16 protein-coding genes and 2 riboswitches are annotated in these 19,489 nt (G+C 68.4%); all 16 genes read right to left on the bottom strand.

Annotated features, from left to right (window positions below; all coding sequences use genetic code 11):
• Positions 1-9: 9 nt before the first annotated feature.
• On the bottom strand, positions 10-651 hold the full coding sequence (locus BM353_RS05215; RefSeq protein WP_092077345.1) for a YjbF family lipoprotein: 642 nt from the start codon (positions 649-651) through the stop codon (positions 10-12).
• A complete protein-coding gene (locus BM353_RS05210) occupies positions 648-2,747 on the bottom strand; it encodes a YjbH domain-containing protein (RefSeq protein ID WP_092077342.1) in 2,100 nt (699 codons plus the stop codon). The genes BM353_RS05215 and BM353_RS05210 overlap by 4 nt, the downstream gene beginning before the upstream one ends.
• A gap of 104 nt (positions 2,748-2,851) precedes the next feature.
• Positions 2,852-3,721, bottom strand: a complete 870-nt coding sequence (gene rfbA, locus BM353_RS05205; RefSeq protein WP_092077339.1) for a glucose-1-phosphate thymidylyltransferase RfbA — start codon at positions 3,719-3,721, stop codon at positions 2,852-2,854.
• A complete protein-coding gene (gene rfbD, locus BM353_RS05200) occupies positions 3,718-4,575 on the bottom strand; it encodes a dTDP-4-dehydrorhamnose reductase (protein WP_092077336.1) in 858 nt (285 codons plus the stop codon). The genes rfbA and rfbD overlap by 4 nt, the downstream gene beginning before the upstream one ends.
• A complete protein-coding gene (rfbB, locus tag BM353_RS05195) occupies positions 4,572-5,612 on the bottom strand; it encodes a dTDP-glucose 4,6-dehydratase (protein ID WP_092077333.1) in 1,041 nt (346 codons plus the stop codon). Before rfbB ends, rfbD begins: the two co-directional genes overlap by 4 nt.
• Positions 5,609-6,175: a dTDP-4-dehydrorhamnose 3,5-epimerase gene (rfbC, locus tag BM353_RS05190; protein WP_245759570.1), complete on the bottom strand. Its 567-nt coding sequence runs from the start codon at positions 6,173-6,175 to the stop codon at positions 5,609-5,611. Before rfbC ends, rfbB begins: the two co-directional genes overlap by 4 nt.
• A gap of 204 nt (positions 6,176-6,379) precedes the next feature.
• A complete protein-coding gene (locus BM353_RS05185) occupies positions 6,380-7,183 on the bottom strand; it encodes a DUF2793 domain-containing protein (protein WP_092077327.1) in 804 nt (267 codons plus the stop codon).
• A 113-nt stretch (positions 7,184-7,296) separates the two neighbouring features.
• A complete protein-coding gene (gcvP, locus tag BM353_RS05180; RefSeq protein ID WP_092077324.1) occupies positions 7,297-10,146 on the bottom strand; it encodes an aminomethyl-transferring glycine dehydrogenase in 2,850 nt (949 codons plus the stop codon).
• Between the two features lie 81 nt (positions 10,147-10,227).
• Entirely contained in the window at positions 10,228-10,587 is a 360-nt protein-coding gene (gene gcvH / locus BM353_RS05175; RefSeq protein ID WP_092077321.1) for a glycine cleavage system protein GcvH, read from the bottom strand.
• Between the two features lie 11 nt (positions 10,588-10,598).
• Positions 10,599-11,714: a glycine cleavage system aminomethyltransferase GcvT gene (gcvT, locus tag BM353_RS05170; RefSeq protein WP_092077579.1), complete on the bottom strand. Its 1,116-nt coding sequence runs from the start codon at positions 11,712-11,714 to the stop codon at positions 10,599-10,601.
• A 77-nt stretch (positions 11,715-11,791) separates the two neighbouring features.
• Positions 11,792-11,858: riboswitch (glycine riboswitch) on the bottom strand.
• A gap of 1 nt (position 11,859) precedes the next feature.
• A riboswitch (glycine riboswitch) is annotated at positions 11,860-11,945 on the bottom strand.
• A gap of 100 nt (positions 11,946-12,045) precedes the next feature.
• Positions 12,046-13,677, bottom strand: coding sequence for an NTP transferase domain-containing protein (locus BM353_RS17195; protein ID WP_092077318.1), 1,632 nt, complete (start codon positions 13,675-13,677; stop codon positions 12,046-12,048).
• Positions 13,674-14,666, bottom strand: coding sequence for an XdhC family protein (locus tag BM353_RS05160; RefSeq protein WP_092077315.1), 993 nt, complete (start codon positions 14,664-14,666; stop codon positions 13,674-13,676). The genes BM353_RS17195 and BM353_RS05160 overlap by 4 nt, the downstream gene beginning before the upstream one ends.
• Positions 14,663-15,619 carry a KpsF/GutQ family sugar-phosphate isomerase gene (locus BM353_RS05155; RefSeq protein WP_092077313.1) on the bottom strand — a complete coding sequence of 319 codons (957 nt, stop codon included), beginning with the start codon at positions 15,617-15,619 and terminating at the stop codon, positions 14,663-14,665. The genes BM353_RS05160 and BM353_RS05155 overlap by 4 nt, the downstream gene beginning before the upstream one ends.
• A gap of 81 nt (positions 15,620-15,700) precedes the next feature.
• The gene (locus BM353_RS05150; protein WP_092077310.1) at positions 15,701-17,176 is read right to left on the bottom strand and encodes a heme biosynthesis protein HemY; all 1,476 of its coding nucleotides are present in this window, start codon (positions 17,174-17,176) and stop codon (positions 15,701-15,703) included.
• Between the two features lie 8 nt (positions 17,177-17,184).
• On the bottom strand, positions 17,185-18,585 hold the full coding sequence (locus BM353_RS05145; RefSeq protein ID WP_092077307.1) for a COG4223 family protein: 1,401 nt from the start codon (positions 18,583-18,585) through the stop codon (positions 17,185-17,187).
• 51 nt (positions 18,586-18,636) lie between these two features.
• Complete coding sequence (locus BM353_RS05140; protein ID WP_177220452.1) at positions 18,637-19,353, bottom strand: uroporphyrinogen-III synthase; 717 nt, start codon at positions 19,351-19,353, stop codon at positions 18,637-18,639.
• Positions 19,354-19,489 lie beyond the last annotated feature (136 nt).

Here is a 19,489-nt window from a genome sequence, read left to right as displayed (position 1 = left end):
GGGCGGCGGTCAGTGCCGCAGGTGCTGGATGTCGACCGAGCCGAGATTGGGGCTGATCCACTGGCGCGAGCGGAGCAGATGGCCGTCGGGTCCGACGCTGAAGCTGTTGGTGAAGCGCGCTTCCGGCCCCGCGCAGCGCTCGGTCACGACCCCGTCTTCGACGCGCGCGTAGGTGCAATCGAAGACAAAACGCTCGCTCCCCCCGGCGCCACCGAGAAGCAGAACCTCGCGCCGCGCCGTGAACTCTGGCCCCGCGGTCACTGCTCCTGTGGCCCCGCGCAACGCGGCCAGCGCCGCCGTCACATCGGTCGACATCAGATCGTCCCCAAGCCCGCGCGTCGCCACCAGCAGACCGCCATTGAAACTCATGCTCCGCCGGTCGGAGGTGCCGAAGGTGTGCACCGGCCCGTTGGTTTCGATTTCCACCAGATACCCCGCCAGCCCGGTGCTCTCGCTCGTTACGAGGATCACCGGCGCTTCGGTCGCCGCAAGTACCGCTTCGGGAGGGGGCAGCTGTTGCGCCTCGCGCATCAGCGTGAGCTGCGTGCGAAGCTGCTGGACGACCGTGACCATGGGCGAGCGATAGTTCGGATCGCTCGAACAGCCCGCGAGCAAGACCAGCGCGAGCGCCGCGGTGAAGAGCCGTGTCATCGCCAGAACCTCCCCCAGCTTTCGCTGATCTCCTGCGTGTGGTAGTCGCGCACCTTGTCGTGCAGCCGGTTGCGCAGATTGAGGCGCGCGCCGCCGTCGCGGGTCAACGAGCGGATGTCGATGGTGTTGTCCTGCCGCGATGCTGTCCCGAGGGTCCAGTTCGTCGGGATGGTGATGCGGATGCCCTTGTCGAAGGATCCCTCGCCGAAATCCTCCGGCTCCGCGTCGGTCAGCGTGGCATAGGCCCCCACGCGCCAGCCGTTGGCGAATTCCCGGTCGAGCGAAACGGTCGCGCCATAGTCACCGGCGAGGTAGCGGCCCACGTCGAGCTGCCCGAGGTAGCCGTTGCCGAAATCGTAGTAGGCCGAAGCGTGGCCGGTCACGGTGTCATAGTCTCGCAGCCCGAACCTCTGGTCGAAATCGCGCTGGCGGGCCCAGGCCAGCTCGACGCCGAAGCCCAGCCGGCTGTCCACCGGTTTCCACAGCAGCTCGCTCGCCACCCCGGCGAACATCGGCTCCAGATACCCGGCCTCGAACTTGGCATAGAGATGCTCGGCGGGGCGGGTGAATTGGGTCAGCGTCAGGTAGGAGAGCGCCGGATTGCCCTCCTTGGAGTAGAGCGCGGCATCGGTGCGCACCCGGGGCAATCCGCTTTCGTCGCGCCGCGAGATATCGTCAAGATTGCCCGCCAGTTTGGCATTGATCGCCCCGGACGCCACCAGCCCCGGCGCAAGGCGGTAGGCCGCCGAGAAGCGCAGACCCCGGTCCGAGCGGAGCGGCGATTCGGGATCGAAAACGCTGAGCTGGAGATAGGGCGCGATTGACCAGGAGAGGCGCGGCGCGATCTCTTGGTCGGCGTTGGCTCCGGCGAGGTCGGCTTCGGCGATCTCGGCCCGGGCGCGGATCGCCTCTGCGGGGGCGAATTCGAGCGCCTCGATATCGCTGCGCCGGACGGTCACCGCCGAGAGCGCCATCCCATCCACGATGGGGACGATGCGGAACTCTTCGACCGACGCGGGCAAGGTGCGGCTCATCGCCCGGGCGGCGCGGCCGATGGCCTGGGCCTCGGCGCTGTAACGCCCGTTGGCGAGGCGAAGGGTTGCGCGCGTGTCTGCGAGTTCGAGCCCCACAAGGCGCATGCCCTCCCCGTCGAGGAGCTGCGCGAGCGCGTCGCGGCTGCGCGCGGCGGTGGCGCCATCGCTCACCCAGCCGAGATCGCCCGCGCTCTGGCGGGGCGCAACCGGGAGCGGCGCGGGCTCAAGCCCCGAGGGGACCGGATGCACATGCGGGTTGAGATGGATGCTCAGCTGCGCGCCGATCTCGGCGCCGTGCAGCGAGTAGAGCGAGAGCTGCGCCCCGTTGCGGAAACGGTAGTCGAGCCCGAAATTCCAGGGGGTCTCGTGCTCGATGATCCCGTCGGCAAGTTCGGCCTCGAAAGGATCGGGGGAGTAGTCCAGCACCGCGCTCCAGCGCGCGTCCGGCGGGGCATAGCGCAGCCCGCCGAAGCCGCTGACCGGGCCGCGGAACCAGCGATCGACATTGGGAATGCCGCCTTCGCCGCGCAGCGCCGTGGGCCGGGAGCCGATCCGGCCAAGCGCCCCGTCGCCCCCGAGCCGCCCCCAGCCGATGCCGCCGCTCAGCGTGAGGCCCGGCGCAACGGTCTTGCTCGCCACGAGGTATTCGCTCTCCAGAAGGCCCGTCCCGAGGAAATCCGTGAGCCCGACGGCGAGGGCCGGGCGGCGCGCCGTTTCCTCGAGGATCTGGAACTTGAGATCGAAGCTGCGGTCGTAATAGGCGTCTTCCTCTCGGCCCTCGGGAAAGAGCCCTTCGAAACGGCTGTAGCGGAATGTCCCGCTCAGGCGCGGGGCAAATTGGTAGTTGATCGCGGTATGGCGGATCGACCCGAAGGCGCTCAGCGTGGCCGAGAGCGTGCCATCGGGCATCACCGCGGCATCGGGCGTCTCGACGAGGCCGGGCACACCGTAAAAGGAGAGCCGCGGCGCGCCCTCAAGGCTCTGCCGCGCATGGGCCCAGACCGGCGCGAACGCGGCACCGGCGCACAGCGCACCCGCGCAAATCCAAGCCAACCGCCGCATGATGTCCCCCAGAATGTTCCTGTCCCGTCACAGGTTTAGGCAAGCGCACCGGTCCTGTCCATCGCATTGCCGCGACGGCCCCGGTTTCGGCCCGGACCCGCGCGTTATTTCAAAAGCGACGTGAGGTAGCGGCCATAGGCATTCTTGCGGTAGCGCTCGGCCTGTTGCTCAAGCTCCTCGCGGCTGGTCCAGCCGTTTTCGTAGGCGATCTCGTCGAGGCAACCGGTCTGGAGCCCCTGCCGGTTTTCCAGTGTCCGCACGAAATTCCCCGCATCCAGCAGGCTCGCATGGGTTCCGGTGTCGAGCCAGGCAAAGCCGCGGCCCATGGTCTGGACGTTCAGCTTGCCGGCCGCGAGGTACATCTCAAGGAGCGTCGTGATCTCCAGCTCGCCGCGCGACGAGGGCTTGACCTCGCGCGCGAGTCTGGGCGCATCGCCATCGAGGAAATAGAGCCCGGTGACCGCATAGTTCGAGGGCGGCACCTCGGGCTTTTCGATGATCTGGCGGACCTGCCCGGCCTCGTCGAAGGCGACCACGCCGTAGCGCTCGGGATCGGAGACGTGATAGCCGAAGACCGTCCCGCCCGGTTGCCGATCGGCCTCGGCCAGCAGGTCAGGCAGCCCGTGGCCGAAGAAGATGTTGTCCCCCAGCACCATGGCGGAGGGCGCCCCGTCGAGGAACTCCTCGGCGAGGATGAACGCCTGCGCCAGCCCGTCAGGCGAGGGCTGGACGATGTAGGTCAGGCTCAGGCCCCATTGGCTGCCGTCGCCCAGCGTGCGCTGGAATTGGGCTTGGTCTTCGGGCGTGGTGATCATGGCGATGTCGCGGATGCCGGCGAGCATCAGCACCGAGATCGGGTAATAGATCATCGGCTTGTCGTAGATCGGCAGGAGCTGCTTGGAGATGCCGACCGTGATCGGATAAAGCCGCGTGCCGGAGCCGCCGGCCAGAATGATGCCCTTGCGCTTTGTCATGAGGAGCCCTCGTTGAGTTGGGTGAGCACGCGCGCGAGGCCTTTGCGCCAGTCGGGGCGCGGGATGCCGAAGGCGGCGGTGGTGGCGGAGCAGTCCATCCGGGAGTTACCCGGACGGGCGGCGGGCGTCGGGTAGGACGAGCTGGGGATGTCTTCGGCGGCGCAGGAGAGGCCCGACTGCGCGAAGATCTCCCGCGCGAAATCGGCCCAGGAGACATCCGGCGCGCCGGCGAAATGATAGGTCCCGCTCTTGCCCGGGTCGGCGGCGAGCGCGGCGGCGATGGTGAGGCAGGCTTCGGCGATATCGCCCGCTTCCGTCGGCCCGCCGATCTGATCGGCGACGATGGTCAGCTTGTCGCGCTCGGCCCCAAGCCGGAGCATCGTCTTGACGAAATTGCCGCCATGCGCGGAGAAGACCCAGGATGTCCGCAGGATGGCGAAGACCCCGCCCACCGCGCGGATGCGCTCTTCGCCCGCGAGCTTGGTCCGCCCATAAGCGCCGAGCGGGCCGGTGGGGTCTGTCGGGGTCCAGGGCGCGTCGCCCGAGCCGTCAAAGACGTAATCGGTGGAGATATGCACGAAAGGCAGCCCGCGCGCGGCGCAGGCTTCGGCCATCGCGCCGGGGGCCGCGCCGTTGATCGCCAGCGCCAGCGCCTCTTCGCTCTCGGCCTTGTCCACGGCGGTGTAGGCCGCGGCGTTGATCACCGCCTCCGCATCGCTCGTCGCAATCGCGGCGGCACAAGCGGCGGGATCGGTGAGATCCACGTCCTGGCGGGCGAGGAACCGCGCCTCGGGTGCGCGCGCGCGCAATTCCCGGGCCACCTGCCCCGTCGCGCCGAAGACCAGAAGCCTCATGCGCCGAGCCTCTTGCCGACGCCATCGCGGTTTAGCAAGGGGCGCCACCAGTCCTCGTTGTCGAGATACCATTGCACCGTCCGGGCGAGCCCCTCCTCGACCGTGACCGAGGGCCGCCAGCCGAGCTCCGTCCGGATGCGCTCGGGGTCGATGGCGTAGCGCGCATCATGGCCGGGGCGATCCCTCACGAAAGTGATCTGCGCGGCATAGGCCTTGCCGTCCTCGCGCGGGCGTTTTTCGTCGAGGATGTCGCAGAGCGTCTGGACAAGCTCCAGATTGCTGCGCTCATTCTCGCCGCCGATGTTGTAGGATCGCCCCAGAGCGCCCTTCTCCAGCACCAGCAGGAGCGCGTCGGCGTGGTCCTCCACGTAGAGCCAATCGCGCACGTTGGAGCCATCGCCGTAGATCGGCAGCGGCTTGCCCGCGAGCGCGTTGAGGATGACCACGGGGATGAGCTTCTCGGGGAAGTGATAGGGCCCGTAATTGTTGGAGCAATTGGTCAGGACGACGGGCAGGCCATAGGTCTCATGCCAGGCGCGGACGAGGTGATCAGAGGCGGCCTTGGAGGCGGAATAGGGGCTGTTGGGCGCGTAGGGCGTCTCTTCGGTGAACTGCCCCGTCGCGCCCAATGTGCCAAAGACCTCGTCGGTCGAGATGTGGTGGAAGCGGAACGTCTCGGGCCGGCCCGCGCTTTCCCAATAGCTCCGGGCCGCCTCCAACATGTTGAACGTCCCCGTGACGTTGGTCTCGATAAAGGCGGCGGGCCCGTCGATCGAGCGGTCCACGTGGCTCTCGGCGGCAAGGTGCATCACCGCGTCGGGCTTGTGCGCGGCGAAAATCCGGTCGAGCGCGGGGCGATCGCGGATGTCGGCTTTCTCGAAGCTGTAGAGCGAGCTGTCCGCCACAGGCGCGACGTTCTCAAGACAGGCCGCATAGGTCAGGGCGTCGAGGTTGACGACCTCGTGCCCACGCGTGACCGCCAGACGCACGACGGCGGATCCGATGAACCCGGCGCCGCCGGTGACGAGGAGTTTCATGCGGTCTCTCCGAAGGTGAAGGGCGAGGTCCAGTCCGCGAGGGTCGGCGCGGCGGCATCCTTGGCCGAGAGCAATGGCGCGCCCTCAAGGCCCCAGTCGATGCCGATCTCGGGGCAGTCAAAGCGCACCGCCCCGTCACACTCCGGCGCGTAGTAATCGGAGCATTTGTAGATGATTTCGCTCTCCGGCGCGCGGGTGGAAAAGCCGTGCAGGAAGCCGGCGGGGATCAGCAGTTGCTTGCCATTCTCGAAGCTGAGCTCCTCGCCGATCCATTGCCCGTAGGTCGGGGAGCCGCGGCGCACGTCGACGGCCACATCGAAGATCCGGCCCCGTCCGCAGCGGACGAGCTTGGCCTGGGCGTGGGGCGGGGATTGGTAGTGCAGCCCGCGCACCGTGCCGACCGCGCTGGAGAGCGAGTGATTGTCCTGAACGAATTCGGTGGTCACGCCGGCCTCGGCCATCCGCGCCTTGTTCCAGCTTTCACTGAAGAATCCGCGCTCGTCACCGAACCGCGCCGGGATGATGATGAGGACACCGGGCAACGCCGTTTCAATGACTTGCAAAGGAAATCTCCGTCCGCGTGAAATGTCTCTGACCGTGTAGCAACGCCCCGCTTGAATGTCACGCGGCAGGGGCGGAGGAGGTAAATATTGGGGCCGGCGCCGCGGCGGGCTGCCTGCATCTTTCGCGGCGCGGCCCTCAGAGACGGCGCGCAAAAGAAAACACCCGCCGAAGCGGGTGTTGGTCATCGCGGGGTGCGGCCGGGGTCAGACGAGCGCGCCGGTGCCCACGCCGCGCCAATCGCTGCCGTCGGAAAACAGCAGCTGCGCGCCCGCGCCGGTGTCGGGGCAAAACGCGAGCGAGCCGGCGGGAGCGGCGGCGGGCAGGTCGGCCAGCGCGATCGGCAGCAGCCGCGCGATCCCGGCGACGGTCAGGTCCGCGCCGGTTGTCACCGCCCCATCGCTCGCGCCGATCGACAGGCCCTCGTTCCAGGTCGCGCCATCGGCGCTCACCTTGATCGCGAAATCATCGGTGCCCGAGGTGCCCATTTCGGCGCGGCCCGACCAGTTGGTCTGGAACAGCAGGCTCGCCGTGTCGCCGCCCGAGGCCTTGTTGATCTTGAGCTGATGGTCGGTGCCGCTGTGGGTCAGAAGCGTCGCCGATGCCGAGACGGCAAGGCGGTTGGTCTCATCGGCGGCGGTGTTGACGCCGAGCTTGTCGGTGCTCTCGGTCGCAACGCGCGCCCAGGTCGCGCCGTCGAAGCGATAGACCTCGCCGCTCGATTGCACATCCGCACGCCAGCCGGGTTGCGCTGCGTGAAATTCCCAGCCCGAGGGGCCGAAGAGCGCGATGGCGCCATCCTGCCCGTCCCACACGCCGGTCGCCCCCGGCGCCACGATGTAGCGCGCGCCCTGGTCGGGGTTGGCGGGCGGCTCGGCGAGCGGCTCCTCGATCACGCTGAGCTGGACCAACGCGTCAAGCACGCGCAGCGCGTCGTTGTGGGTCACGTGTTTTTGCGCCTGTGCCGGCTGGATATAGGGCAGGCTCAACGCGGGGGTGATCTGGGTCATCTGCAGGATCCTTCAACGGCCATGGCTCTGAACGCGGATGCCCGCGTCTCAATGGCCATTCATCCGTTCGATCCCTTAACAGTCTCGAAAACCACCGTGCGCTGCGCCGCCCCTTACTCCGCCGCGTCGGCGTAATCCTCCATCGGCGGGCAGGTGCAGATGAGATTGCGGTCGCCATAGGCGTTGTCGACCCGGTTGACCGGCGGCCAGTACTTGTCGACCCGGAAGGCGCCCGGTGGGAAGCACCCCTGCTCGCGGGAATACGGCCGATCCCACTCGCGCACGAGATCCTCCATCGTATGCGGCGCGTTCTTGAGCGGGTTGTTCTCGCGGTCGATCTTGCCTTCCTCAATCGCGCGGATCTCCTCGCGGATCGCCAGCATCGCATCGCAGAACCGGTCAAGCTCGGCCTTGGTTTCGCTCTCCGTGGGCTCGACCATCAGCGTCCCGGCCACCGGCCAGCTCATGGTCGGCGCATGAAAACCGCAATCGACCAGACGTTTGGCGATATCTTCCACGGTCACGCCCGCGCTCTTCTCGAAGGGACGCGTGTCGAGGATGCACTCATGCGCAACCCGGCCCTTGCCGCCCTTGTAGAGCACGTCATAAGCCCCTTCGAGCCGCTTGGCGATGTAGTTGGCGTTGAGGATCGCGACCTTGGTCGCCTGCGCCAGACCCTTGCCGCCCATCAGCAGGATGTAGGCCCAGGAGATCGGCAGCAGCGAGGGCGATCCGAAGGGCGCGGCCGAGACCGGCCCCTCTTCGCCGCCGGTGACCGGGTGGCCGGGGAGATGCGGCGCGAGATGCGCCTTGACCCCGATGGGCCCCATTCCGGGCCCGCCCCCGCCATGGGGGATGCAGAAGGTCTTGTGCAGGTTGAGGTGGCTCACATCGCCGCCCAGATCGCCGGGCCGCGAGAGGCCGACCATCGCGTTCATGTTGGCCCCGTCGATATAGACCTGGCCGCCATGCTCATGGGTGATGGCGCAGACATCGCGCACGGTTTCCTCGAAAACCCCGTGGGTCGAGGGGTAGGTGATCATGCAACCGGCGAGATTTTCGCCATGCTTTTCCGCCTTGGCGCGGAAATCGTCGAGGTCGATATCCCCGTTCGCCGCCGATTTCACCGGGACCACTTTCCAGCCCACCATCTGCGCCGATGCCGGGTTTGTCCCATGCGCGCTGGTGGGAATGAGGCAGACGTTGCGGTGCCCCTCGCCCCGCGCGCGGTGATACGCGGCGATGGTCAGGAGCCCGGCGTATTCCCCCTGCGCGCCGGAGTTGGGCTGCATCGACAGATCGTCATAGCCGGTGATGGCGCAGAGCTTGGCCGACAGATCGTCGATCAACTCGCGATAGCCCTCGGCCTGGTCGGCTGGCGCGAAGGGGTGCAGCAGCGAAAACTCCCGCCACGAGACGGGCATCATCTCCACCGCCGCGTTGAGCTTCATGGTGCAGGACCCAAGCGGGATCATCGCCCGATCGAGCGCGAGGTCGCGGTCCGCGAGGCGGCGCATATAGCGCATCATCTCGGTCTCGGCCCGGTTCATGTGAAACACCTCGTGCTGAAGATACGGCGTCTGCCGGTGCAGCGCCTCGGGCACGCGGTATTCCGCGGTGAGATCATCATCGGCCCGCTCGATCCCGAAGGCCCGCCAGACCTTCTCGATCACGCCCGAGCGCGTCGCCTCATCGAGCGTGATCCCGACCTTGCTCTCGCCCACCTTGCGCAGGTTGACCCCCTCCGCGACCGCGGCCTGCATCACGCCCTTCTGGAAGCGCCCGACATCCACCGTGATGGTGTCGAAAAACGCCTCCGGCTCGATGGTGAACCCCGCCTCCTCAAGCCCGCGGGCGAGCCGGACGGTCTTGCGGTGAATGCGCTGCGCGATGGCCTTGAGCCCTTCGGGGCCGTGAAACACCCCGTAAAACGACGCCATGACCGCCAGAAGCGCCTGCGCGGTGCAGACGTTGGATGTCGCCTTCTCGCGCCGGATGTGCTGCTCGCGGGTCTGGAGCGCGAGGCGATAGGCCTTGTTGCCATGGCTGTCGATGGAAATCCCGACCAGCCGCCCGGGCATCGCGCGTTTATAGGCGTCTTTCGTGGCCATGTAAGCCGCGTGCGGCCCGCCATAGCCCATGGGCACGCCAAACCGCTGGGCCGAACCCACGACGATATCCGCCCCCATCGCGCCCGGCTCCTTCAGGAGCGTGAGCGAGAGCGGGTCGGCCGAGATCACCCCGATCGCGTCGGCGCCATGCAACGCGGCGATCTGGTCGGTGAAGTCGCGGACGTGGCCATAGGTGCCAGGATACTGGAAGATCGCGCCGAAAACCGCCGCCGGATCGAGCGCCTCGGGGGCGCCCACGATGACCTCGATCCCCAGAGGCGCGGCGCGCGTCTTCATCACGGCGATGTTCTGCGGGTGGCAATTCTCATCGACGAAGAACGCCCCGGCCTTCGATTTCGCCACCCGCTGCGCCATCGTCATCGCCTCGGCGCAGGCGGTGGATTCATCGAGCAGCGAGGCGTTGGCGATCTCAAGGCCCGTGAGATCGGAAATCATCGTCTGGAAGTTCAGAAGCGCCTCAAGCCGCCCCTGGCTGATCTCCGGCTGATAGGGCGTGTAGGCGGTGTACCAGGCCGGGTTTTCAAGGATGTTGCGCTGGATCGCGGGCGGGGTGACTGTCCCGTGATAGCCTTGCCCGATGAGCGAGGTCAGCACCCGGTTCTTGGAGGACACCACGCGCATATGGTAGAGCAGCTGCCGCTCCGACAGGGGCTTGCCGAAGTCGAGCCCCCCCTCCATCCGGATCGAAGCCGGGATCGTCTCGTCGATCAACCCGTCGAGACTGTCGATGCCCAGCACCTCAAGCATCTCCGCCATCTCCTTGGGCGACGGCCCGATATGGCGGCGGTTGGCGAAATCGTAGGGAAGGTAATCTGTCGGTGTGAAGGGCATGCCCGTCTCCTGCAACGCGCCGTGTAAGGGCTTGATGACTCGGGTGCCGCGCCGGGGCCGGCGCGGCGAAAGGCAAGCGGCTTAGCCGATCATCTTCTTGTAAGCCGCTTCGTCCATGTAATCGTCCAGCTGGCTGGGATCGGCTGGCTTGATCTTGAAGAACCAGCCATCGCCCTGCGGGTCGTCGTTGACCTGCCCCGGATTCTCGACCAGCGCGGAGTTGACCTCCACGATCTCGCCGTCGATCGGCGCGAGGATCTCACTCGCGGCCTTGACGCTTTCGATGACCACCGCCTCGTCATCTTTGGCGATCTCGTCGCCCTCTTCGGGCAGCTCAATAAAGACAATGTCGCCCAGCTGTTCGGCGGCGTGTTCGGTGATGCCGACGACGATCAGATCATCCTCGGGGCGAAGCCATTCATGTTCTTCGGTGTATTTCATCTGATCCCTCATCAGCGTTTGAAATTGGATGGGACGAAAGGCATCGGCGCGATGCGCACCGGATGCCGCCGCCCCCTGACCTCACCATAGAGCAGCGCGTCGCCGCCTGCATAGTCGGCCGAGACATAGCCCATCGCGACAGGCCCGCCGACGCTTGGGCCGAACCCGCCCGAGGTGATGGTGCCAACCGGATCGCCGCCCTCGGATGCGGCGAAAAGCGCCACGCCTTCCCGCATCGGCGCGCGCCCTTCGGGCATGAGGCCAACGCGGCGCAAGGCCGGGCCGTCGGCCAGTTCTTCGAGGATCACACCGGCGCCGGGAAAGCCGCCTTCCCGCGCCCCGCCCGCGCGCCGCGCCTTCTGGATCGCCCAGGTCAGCCCGGCTTCAACAGGCGTGGTTTCCGTCGTAATATCATGGCCATAGAGGCAAAGACCGGCCTCCAGACGGAGCGAATCCCGCGCCCCGAGTCCGATCGGCTCGACCGCCTCGTGATCGAGCAGCGCCCGCGCCAGAGCCTCTGCCGCGCCCACCGGCACGGAAATCTCATAACCGTCTTCGCCGGTGTAACCCGAGCGCGAGACCCAGCAGGCCGCGCCCGCGAGCGTCACGTCCGCCACATCCATGAAGCGCATCCCGGCCACCTCGGCCGCGAGACTGGCAAGCGCCGCCTCCGCCGCCGGTCCCTGCACCGCCAGAAGCGCGCGGTCTGTCACCACCTCGACCGACACCTCCGGCTCCAGCGCCGCCCGCAGATGCGCGATATCGGCGTCCTTGCACGCCGCGTTGACCACGAGGAACAGATGATCGCCCCGGTTGGCGAACATCAGATCGTCGAGAATACCGCCCGTCTCATTGGTGAAAAACCCGTAGCGCTGACGCCCCACGCCAAGCCCGGCCACGTCCATCGGGATGAGCCGCTCCAGAGCGCGCGCCGCATCCGCCCCCCGCAGCAGGACCTGCCCCATGTGGCTCACGTCGAACAGCCCCGCCTTCCCCCGCGTGTGCAGATGCTCCTTGAGCACGCCCAAGGGATATTGCACGGGCATTTCATAGCCGGCGAACGGGACCATCTTGGCCCCCAGTTCAACGTGCAGATCGTGCAGCGGCACGCGTTTCAGATCGGTCATCCCCATCTCCCTGCCTGCGCCGATGTTCTGTGGAACCACGGCATCAATTGCGGTCCGAAACCGGCCCGCCCGATGCCCCCTCTGTCCCTTTGCCTGAGATCGCTATCCCGTCGGCGCCCCGGTCTGCGGGGTCTCTCCAGAGTGTCAAATGGCGTCGGTCCCATGGCCTGAGAGTTTCCGGGGCGGTTGCTCCTTCGGCACCGGCTGAACCGGTTCTCCCGACGTCACGTCTAATTCCCTGTTAGCGAACCGACAGCCACCGGGCAAGAGGCAAGACGCGAGGGGCCGGGCAGCCGCCGCGCGGCTGGCGCGGATTTGGGCACCCCGCCGATCAGCCCGGCTGGTTCGGTTGCGCCGCTTCCCACGCGGCCCAGGCGGCCGGCGTGTCGAGGTCCACGACCGCCCCCTGCCCCGGCGCGGGGACGAGGGTCACAAACTCGCGATTGTCCTCCAGCACACGGCGCGCGCCCTCGTCGGCCCGAAGCCCCTTGAGCGATTCGAAGAACCGCGCGCCGAAGAGGACCGGGTGGCCGGGCACGCCGTCGGCCGAGGTCGCGCGGCAGATCTCGCGCGCTTCGCGCGGATCGAAGGCAGCGATGACGCGATTGAAATGTTCGGCGGTGATCTCCGGCATATCGGCCAGCGCGATGATGATCGCCGCGGTGTCCGGCGCGGTGGCGAGGAGCCCGGCGTGCAGCGATGCCGCCATGCCGCGCGCGGCCTGCGGCGCGTCGGTCAACGCAACGTCGAGCCCCGACAGAGCGGCGCGGCGCGCCTCGGCCGCAGGCGGAAGGATCACGCGCACCGCCGAGGCCTTCGACCCCGCCGCCGCCTTGGCCGCGCGGCGCAGGAGCGGCTCACCGTCGACCGGGCGCAGAAGCTTGTCCTCGCCGCCCATCCGGCGCGAGGCCCCCGCCGCGAGCAACAGGACCTCGATCCGCTGTGCCGCCGGTCGCGGGGCCGGCCGTGGGGCCGCGCGCGGCTGGCTCCGCTGCGGGATTTCCTTGAGCAACCCGCCGACGCCCATCGCCGCGATTTGCGCGCTCCCCACCGGCAGATCCGCCGCCAGCCGTTCCAGAACCCAGTCGGCCCCGTTGAGCGCGGGCGAGCGCGCGCAGCCTGGCAGCCCGACGATCCGCTGTGCCCCGCGCCGCCCCAGCAACAGCAGGTTGCCCGGATCGACCGGCATCCCGAACTGTTCCACCTCGCCGCCCGCCCGTTCCAATGCAGCAGGGATCACATCGCGCCGGTCCGATGTGGCCGAAGCGCCGAGCAGCAGAACAAGCGCCTCATCCGCCTCAGCCAGCGCGGCGGCAACGGCGTCTTCAGTATGCGCCACGCGGGCGACACGCCTGAGCCGGGCCCCGAGATCGCCAAGCCGCGCCGCTGTCACCGCTTCGGCCTTGGCGAAAAGCCCCGGTTTCATGCCCGGTGTTTCGGTCAGGATGAGCGCGGCATCGCGCGGGCGAAACGGGTGGAACCGCAAGGGCGCCGCGCCTGATCCAAGCGCCGCCTCCACCTGCGCCAGCCGTGCTGCGCGCACCGCGTAGGGGATGATCTTGATCGTCGCGACCAGCGCGCCTTGCGAGAGCCGCGCCGCATCGGGCAGGGTGGCGATGGTGATCGCCTCGTCGATGCTGTTGGCGGCGGTCAGCGCCGCGGCGTCCAGCGTGACCAGCCCCGCCGCCGGTGCGGTCAGGTTGACCCGCCCGGTGAACGGCGCCGTCACGTCAAACCCATGGTCCCCAAGCGCGGTGGCGAGCCGGGCCGCGGCGGCGTTTTCGTCAAGATCCTCCGGATCGGGCCGCGCGACGACGACGCTTTCAACCCCTTCTGCCGCAAGGGCGGCGATGGCCTCCGGTGTCAGCCGCGTCCCTTTGCGCAACCGAAGCGCCCCGGCCTGCAACGAATGGGCGAGGATCGCCCCTTCGGCCTCGGCGGTCGCTAGCGGGCCGAACTTCATCCGGTCCGGCGCGTCTCGGGGCGCCGTAGCCGTTCGGTCAGCTCGGCCATGATCGCGATGGCGATCTCGGCCGGTGAAGCCGCGCCGATGTCGAGCCCGACCGGCGCATGGATCCGCGCGATGTCCTCGGCGCCGAACCCGGCGGCCTCCAGATGGGCGACCCGTTTGGCATGGGTCCGCGTGCTGCCGAGACAGCCCAGGTAGAAGACGTCCGAGCGCAGCGCGGTCTCAATGGCCGGGTTGTCGAGCTTGGGATCGTGGGTCAGCGTGACCACCGCGGTGCGCGCGTCGAGCCCGAGCGCGGAGAGCGCCGCATCCGGCCAGTCACCGATCAGCACCTCACCGGGAAAGCGAGCCTCGGAGGCGAAACTGTCGCGCGGATCGATGAGCGAGACGTCATGTCCCGCGAGCCGCGCCATGGTGCAAAGCGGCTGAGCGATATGGACCGCGCCGACGATGGCGAGGCGCAGCGGCGGGTTGTGCACGGCGAGGAAAACATCACCGGAGAGCGCCGACCGGTCGGTGGAAAATCCGCGCGCGGCGCTCTCGTCTTCCGCCCCGACGAGACGGCGCTCCCATGTGGAAAGCCGCGTCCGCAGCGCGACAGGGCGGCGCGCGGCGCGGCGGGCGACCAGCTCTTCGAGCAGCGTCACGGGCAGGCCCTCGCCCATCCCCACCGGCTCGACAAGGATGCGGATGCGCCCGCCACAGGCGAGCCCGACCGCGAAGGCGTCTTCGTCGGCGACGCCGAACTCCAGCACCCGGCAATCGCCGCGCCCGAGCCCGTCGAGCGCTTCGGCCACCACGGCCCCCTCGACGCAGCCGCCCGACACCGAGCCGGTCATTGCGCCGTCCCCGGCGATCATGAGTTGGCTGCCCACCGGGCGCGGCGCGCTGCCCCAGGTCTCGATCACGGTCGCGAGCGCGACCTGGCCGCCGGCGCGGATTTCGGCCAGCGCCGCCTCGGGGATGCCGCCCCGCCCGCTCACGCCACGCCCGCGCGGAGCGCATCGTGGATATGGACAAGCCCGACCAGCCGGCCGTCGTCTTCGGTCACGAACAGCGACGAAATTTTGCGCGCGTTCATTTCGCCAAGCGCTTCGGAAAGCAGCGCGTCCGGCGCGATGGTGCGCGGGTCCGCCGTCGCCACATCGCCGGCGCGCCGCTCCATCAACCCGCTGAGATTGCGCCGCAAATCACCATCGGTGATGATCCCGGCAACCCGTCCCTCGCGCAGCACGGCAACAACGCCAAAGCTCTTGGCCGTCATCTCCAGCAGGGTCTCGCCCATCGGCGTTTCGGGAAGGACGACCGGCAGCTCATCGCCCCGGTGCATCACCGCCGAGACGCGCAGAAGCTGGGCGCCGAGCGTGCCGCCGGGGTGGAAGGCGAGGAAGTTCTCCCGCTCGAACCCGCGTTGTTTCATGAGTGCGACGGCGAGCGCATCGCCCAGAGCCATGGTGCAGGTGGTCGAGGTAGTGGGCGCCATTCCAACCGCGCAGGCTTCCGGCGCATCGGGCAGGGTCAGGACGAAATCGGCCTGCTGCGCCAGCGCGCTGGCGGGCCGTTTGGTCACGGCGACAAGCGGAATGCGGAAGCGGCGCGTGTGGGCGATGATATCGGCCAACTCGCGCGTCTCGCCAGAATTGGAGATCAGGATCACCGCATCTTGCCCGGTGATCATGCCGAGATCGCCATGGCTCGCCTCGCCGGGGTGGACGGCTTGCGCGGGCGTGCCCGTGCTGGCGAAGGTGGCGGCGATCTTGTTGGCCACGTGGCCCGATTTGCCCATACCCGAGACGATCACGCGCCCCGGCACATCCAGCAGCCGCGCCACCGCCGCATCGAAATCAGCCGGCATATCCTCGGAAAACCGGGCCAGCGCCGCCGCTTCGATCCGCAGAACCTCGCGGGCGATCTCTGTTGGTGTGGCGGCATTCATGCTGGCATCCTTTGCATCCGGCGCCAGAGATAGCGCGGCGACGGGGCAAGGTGAAGGGCGCGCGGGCCGCGCCGTCCGCCTCTAGCCGGCTGGTTTCGGCGCGGCGGCCTCCTCCGTCTCGACCCGCTCCGCTTCGGCCTCGACCACATCGGCGTCATCTTCCGGCGCCGCGGGCTTGGCGCTTTGCCCCACGATCAGCGGGAGCATCCCGACACCGGTCGCGGAGCTGACGTCCGGCGACGGCGGGGTGGTCCAGCTCATGGTGTCGAACCCTTCGCAAACCGAACAGACGGGCGCCCATTCCGCATGGGCGGTCTTGCAGTTCTCGCAGACCCACTGCGGCCCGCGCGGCGCGCTCAGCGCCCGGGCAAGCCAACCCTTGACCATCGCGTCATCGGCGCCCTCGCCGCGGGCAATCGCCGCCATGATCGTCAAGACGCGCGCATCCGGCGCGGTCTCGACCAGATCACCAAGCGCGCGGCGCGCTTCGGGAAAATTCTCGGCGGCGATGTTGAGCTCGGCCATGAGCATCCGCGATTCGGGATGATCGGGCTGGGGCTTGATCAAGGCGCGGAACCGCTTGATCCGGGCCTCCGGCGTCTCCCCCGGTTCGATCTCGGCAAAGGCGGCGGCGAGGTCAGGGTGCGGCCGCACGGACCACGCCTTCTTGAGCACGCGCGCGGCATGCCTATGACTGCCCTGTTCGATATAGCCGCGCGCGGCGAGCACGGCGGCGGGCACCAGATCGGGCGAGAGCCGGTTGGCCTCGATCGCCTTCTCGCGCGCCTCGATATCGGCCCCCTCGGCAAGGACGCCCTTGGCCTGCCCCAAGGCGAGCACCGCGTCGCGCCGCTTGTGGACATCGCGCGGGATCTGCCCCTGCCGCGCCTTGGCCTTGAGCGTGTCGCGCGCGCCGGACCAATCCTGTTTGCGGGCCTGAAGCTGCAACAGCGTGTCCTGAATCTCGCCGTGCTTCGGCTTGAGTGCGAAAGCCCGTTCGGCAAGCTTCAGGGCCGTGTCCGTATCCCCCGCTTCGAGCCTCTGGCGCATGATCCCGCGAATGCCGACGAAGCGGGTCTTTTCATCGACGAGCAGTGCCTTGTAGGCCGACTCGGCGGTCTTGCGATCGCCCGCGATCTCGGCGGCCTGGGCGGTGATGAGCCGGCCGAGGTTGGGCTGGTTGAGCATCTTGTCGGCGCGGGCCGCCTTGGCCATCGCTTCCTTGCCATCGCCGCTGGCGAGCGCGACGAGCCCCTCGGTCAGCGCCAGAAGCCCCTTGCGTTCGCGGTTACGGTCGAAATAGCGGGTTATCGCCGTCTCGTCGCCGTTGATGAACTTCAGCACCGCAACCAACAGCCCCGCGAGTTTGAGCAGCACGAAGACCACCAGCAGCAGCAGTACCAGCGCGATGACCGATTGCAGTGGCCCGAGCGTGAATTCCGTGCCGGCGACGGTGACCTGCACGCCGCCCTCGCTTTCCAGCAGGAAGACCGATCCGAGCGTCAGGGCAACGACAAGCGCGAGGAAAACGACGATTTTAACGAGTGACCACAGCATGAGCGCCCCTAGTCCTGAGTGAAATCTGCGGCCAGGGTCTCGGCGGCGGCGATGGCCTCCTGCCGGGCCCGGGCCGCGTTTGTCCAATCGGCCATCGCCGATGACGCGACGTCCGGAAGGGCCGCAAGCTCGGCCAGCGCGTCTTCCAGCGCGCCGGCACTGAGCGACGCGCCCGCCCGCGACAGGATCGCGTCCGGGTCATCGCCCTCGCGCGGGGTGATCGAGCGGGCGCCCAACTGGCGGGCAAAGAAGGCGCCGACGCCGCCGCCCTCCGCCGCGTCGGCCCGCGTGGCGGCGAGCGCCGCGCGCGCCGCATCGGGGAAATCGCGCTGCAGGACCGGCAAGGTCGGAACGCCGTTTTCCGCCGGATCGACCAGCGCCTCGGGCACCTCCGCCCCGGTCAGATCTTCCAGCGTGGCGAGGTCCGAGGCATAGGGGGCGCCGGTGTCAACGGCCGCGCGGATCTTGCCAAGCGCGGCGCGGATCTCAGCCATGCGCTCGGTCTCCTCAGCGCCGGCCTCGACCGTGCGCGCCTCTTCGAGCAATGCTTCGAATTCCGCGCGCTGAGCCGCGACCGTCTCCTGCATCGCATTGATTTCGCGCTCATATGCGGCAATTGCCTCGCGCGAGACATTGTCGGCGATCGGGCGTTTTTCCATCGCGGTCAACCGCTCTTCCACGGCGCCGAGCGTTTGCCCGAGCTCGCTGACCCGCTCCTCCAGAGCGGCGACCCCGGCGCGACTCGCCTCAGCGGCTGAGCCCGCAAGCTCGGCCATCTCATCGCGCAGAGGCCCGGTTCCGGCGGCAACAGCATCGGTAATTTTCGCATCGAGCGCAGCGGCAAGCGCCTCCTGCTCGGCGGCGAGCCCATCGATGCGCGCGGCAAGCGGATCATCGCCACCCGCTCCGGTAAAAAACGGCAACTCCGTCATCGTCGCGGCCCCGAATCCCAACGCGGCCGCCACGGCGCCGCCCAGAACCAGCGGCACAAACCCGCCCCGCTTCGCGGTGGCGGCCGGCGCGGCGTCTGGCGCAGAGCCCGTCTGTTCCGCCGAAACCGCCTCGGGCCGCTCGGTCCGGGTGGCCTCGGCATCCAGCGGATCGCCGCCCACAAGCACCTCGCGCGGCGGCGGCGAGACGGGGTTGCCGTCTGGCGCATCGCTCGCTCCCGCGCCCTCAGGATCGGCGCTCGCGCGCTCGCTCTCCGGGCCGGACACCCCAGATATCTCTTTGTTTTCAGAAGGTTGGTCGCCTGACCCGGCCTCGTCCGGGGATGTTTTCACCCCGTCCAGCGCCTCGAGATCCGCGGCATCTTCCGCGGAAATCTCCGCATCGTCCCGGGGCCAGATCGCGGGGGCGTCTTCCGTGTCCGAACCCGCGTCCGTCTTGTCCTTGCCGTCCGATGCCACACTCTTACTCCCACGATTCCCGCCGGGTGCCACACCGACCTCCGGCGCAGCTTAGCGCGGGCGTTGGGGGCGCTCAACCCGGACTAGAGCGTCGATTTGTCTCTGGACCGCCTCGGACATCGCGCTGCCGTTTTTCGCGGCGGCCACAACGGTTTGCTCGCGAAACGGCGTCGGCAGGACGGCGGCGGTCCCGGCGCTGATGGCGATCGGCCGAACCGGGGCGCGGGCCGACAGATGCGGCAGCAGCAACGCCGCGCTACGCGCGGAAAAAAGCGGCGCGATGACCGGCTGCGTGCCCTCCAACGCGGCCTTTGCCTCGGCGCTGATCGGCACTTCGATCTGGCGATAGACGACCTTCTCGCGCACCGAGATGCCCGCCCCGAGCAGCGGCGTCGCCAGATCGCGGGCAACCTCCGCGCCGCGCAGGTAGAGCAGCCGGAGATCCCGCGCGCGCAGCAGCAAGAGCGCCAGAAGATTGCGCGCATCGCCTTCCGCACAAACCGCCGTCAGCCCCGCCTCCTCCGCCGCCTCCGCGGTGCGCGGTCCGGGGACAAAGGCCGTCCGCCCCGCAAGCCCGGGCAAATCCCGCACCACGTGCACCGCGTTTTCGGACGTGAAGATCAGCGCATCGAAGGGCTCGGCCAGCAGGGCCGAAACCTCCTCGGGCGGCGCCGGCGCCAGCCGCATCAGAGGCGAGACAATCACCCGCGCGCGCTTGAGCGTCAGCGCGAACCGGCGGGCAGCGGCTTCGGGTCTTGTGATCAGCACGATGGGTGGTTGCACCATTGGGGTGACCCGGGATTGTGAAACCTACCGACCAGTGCTACGCCTCTTCGACGGCCTGCGCAACGTTCCCGGCGCGCGCCCCACGCCAGCCCCTGCTCCGATTTACCACCAGTTCGAG

The sequence above is a fragment of the Poseidonocella sedimentorum genome (genome assembly GCF_900116005.1).
GTDB lineage: Bacteria > Pseudomonadota > Alphaproteobacteria > Rhodobacterales > Rhodobacteraceae > Poseidonocella > Poseidonocella sedimentorum.
The sequence above is the reverse complement of the archived record's forward strand: the minus strand, read 5'-3'. Positions and strand labels throughout refer to the sequence as shown.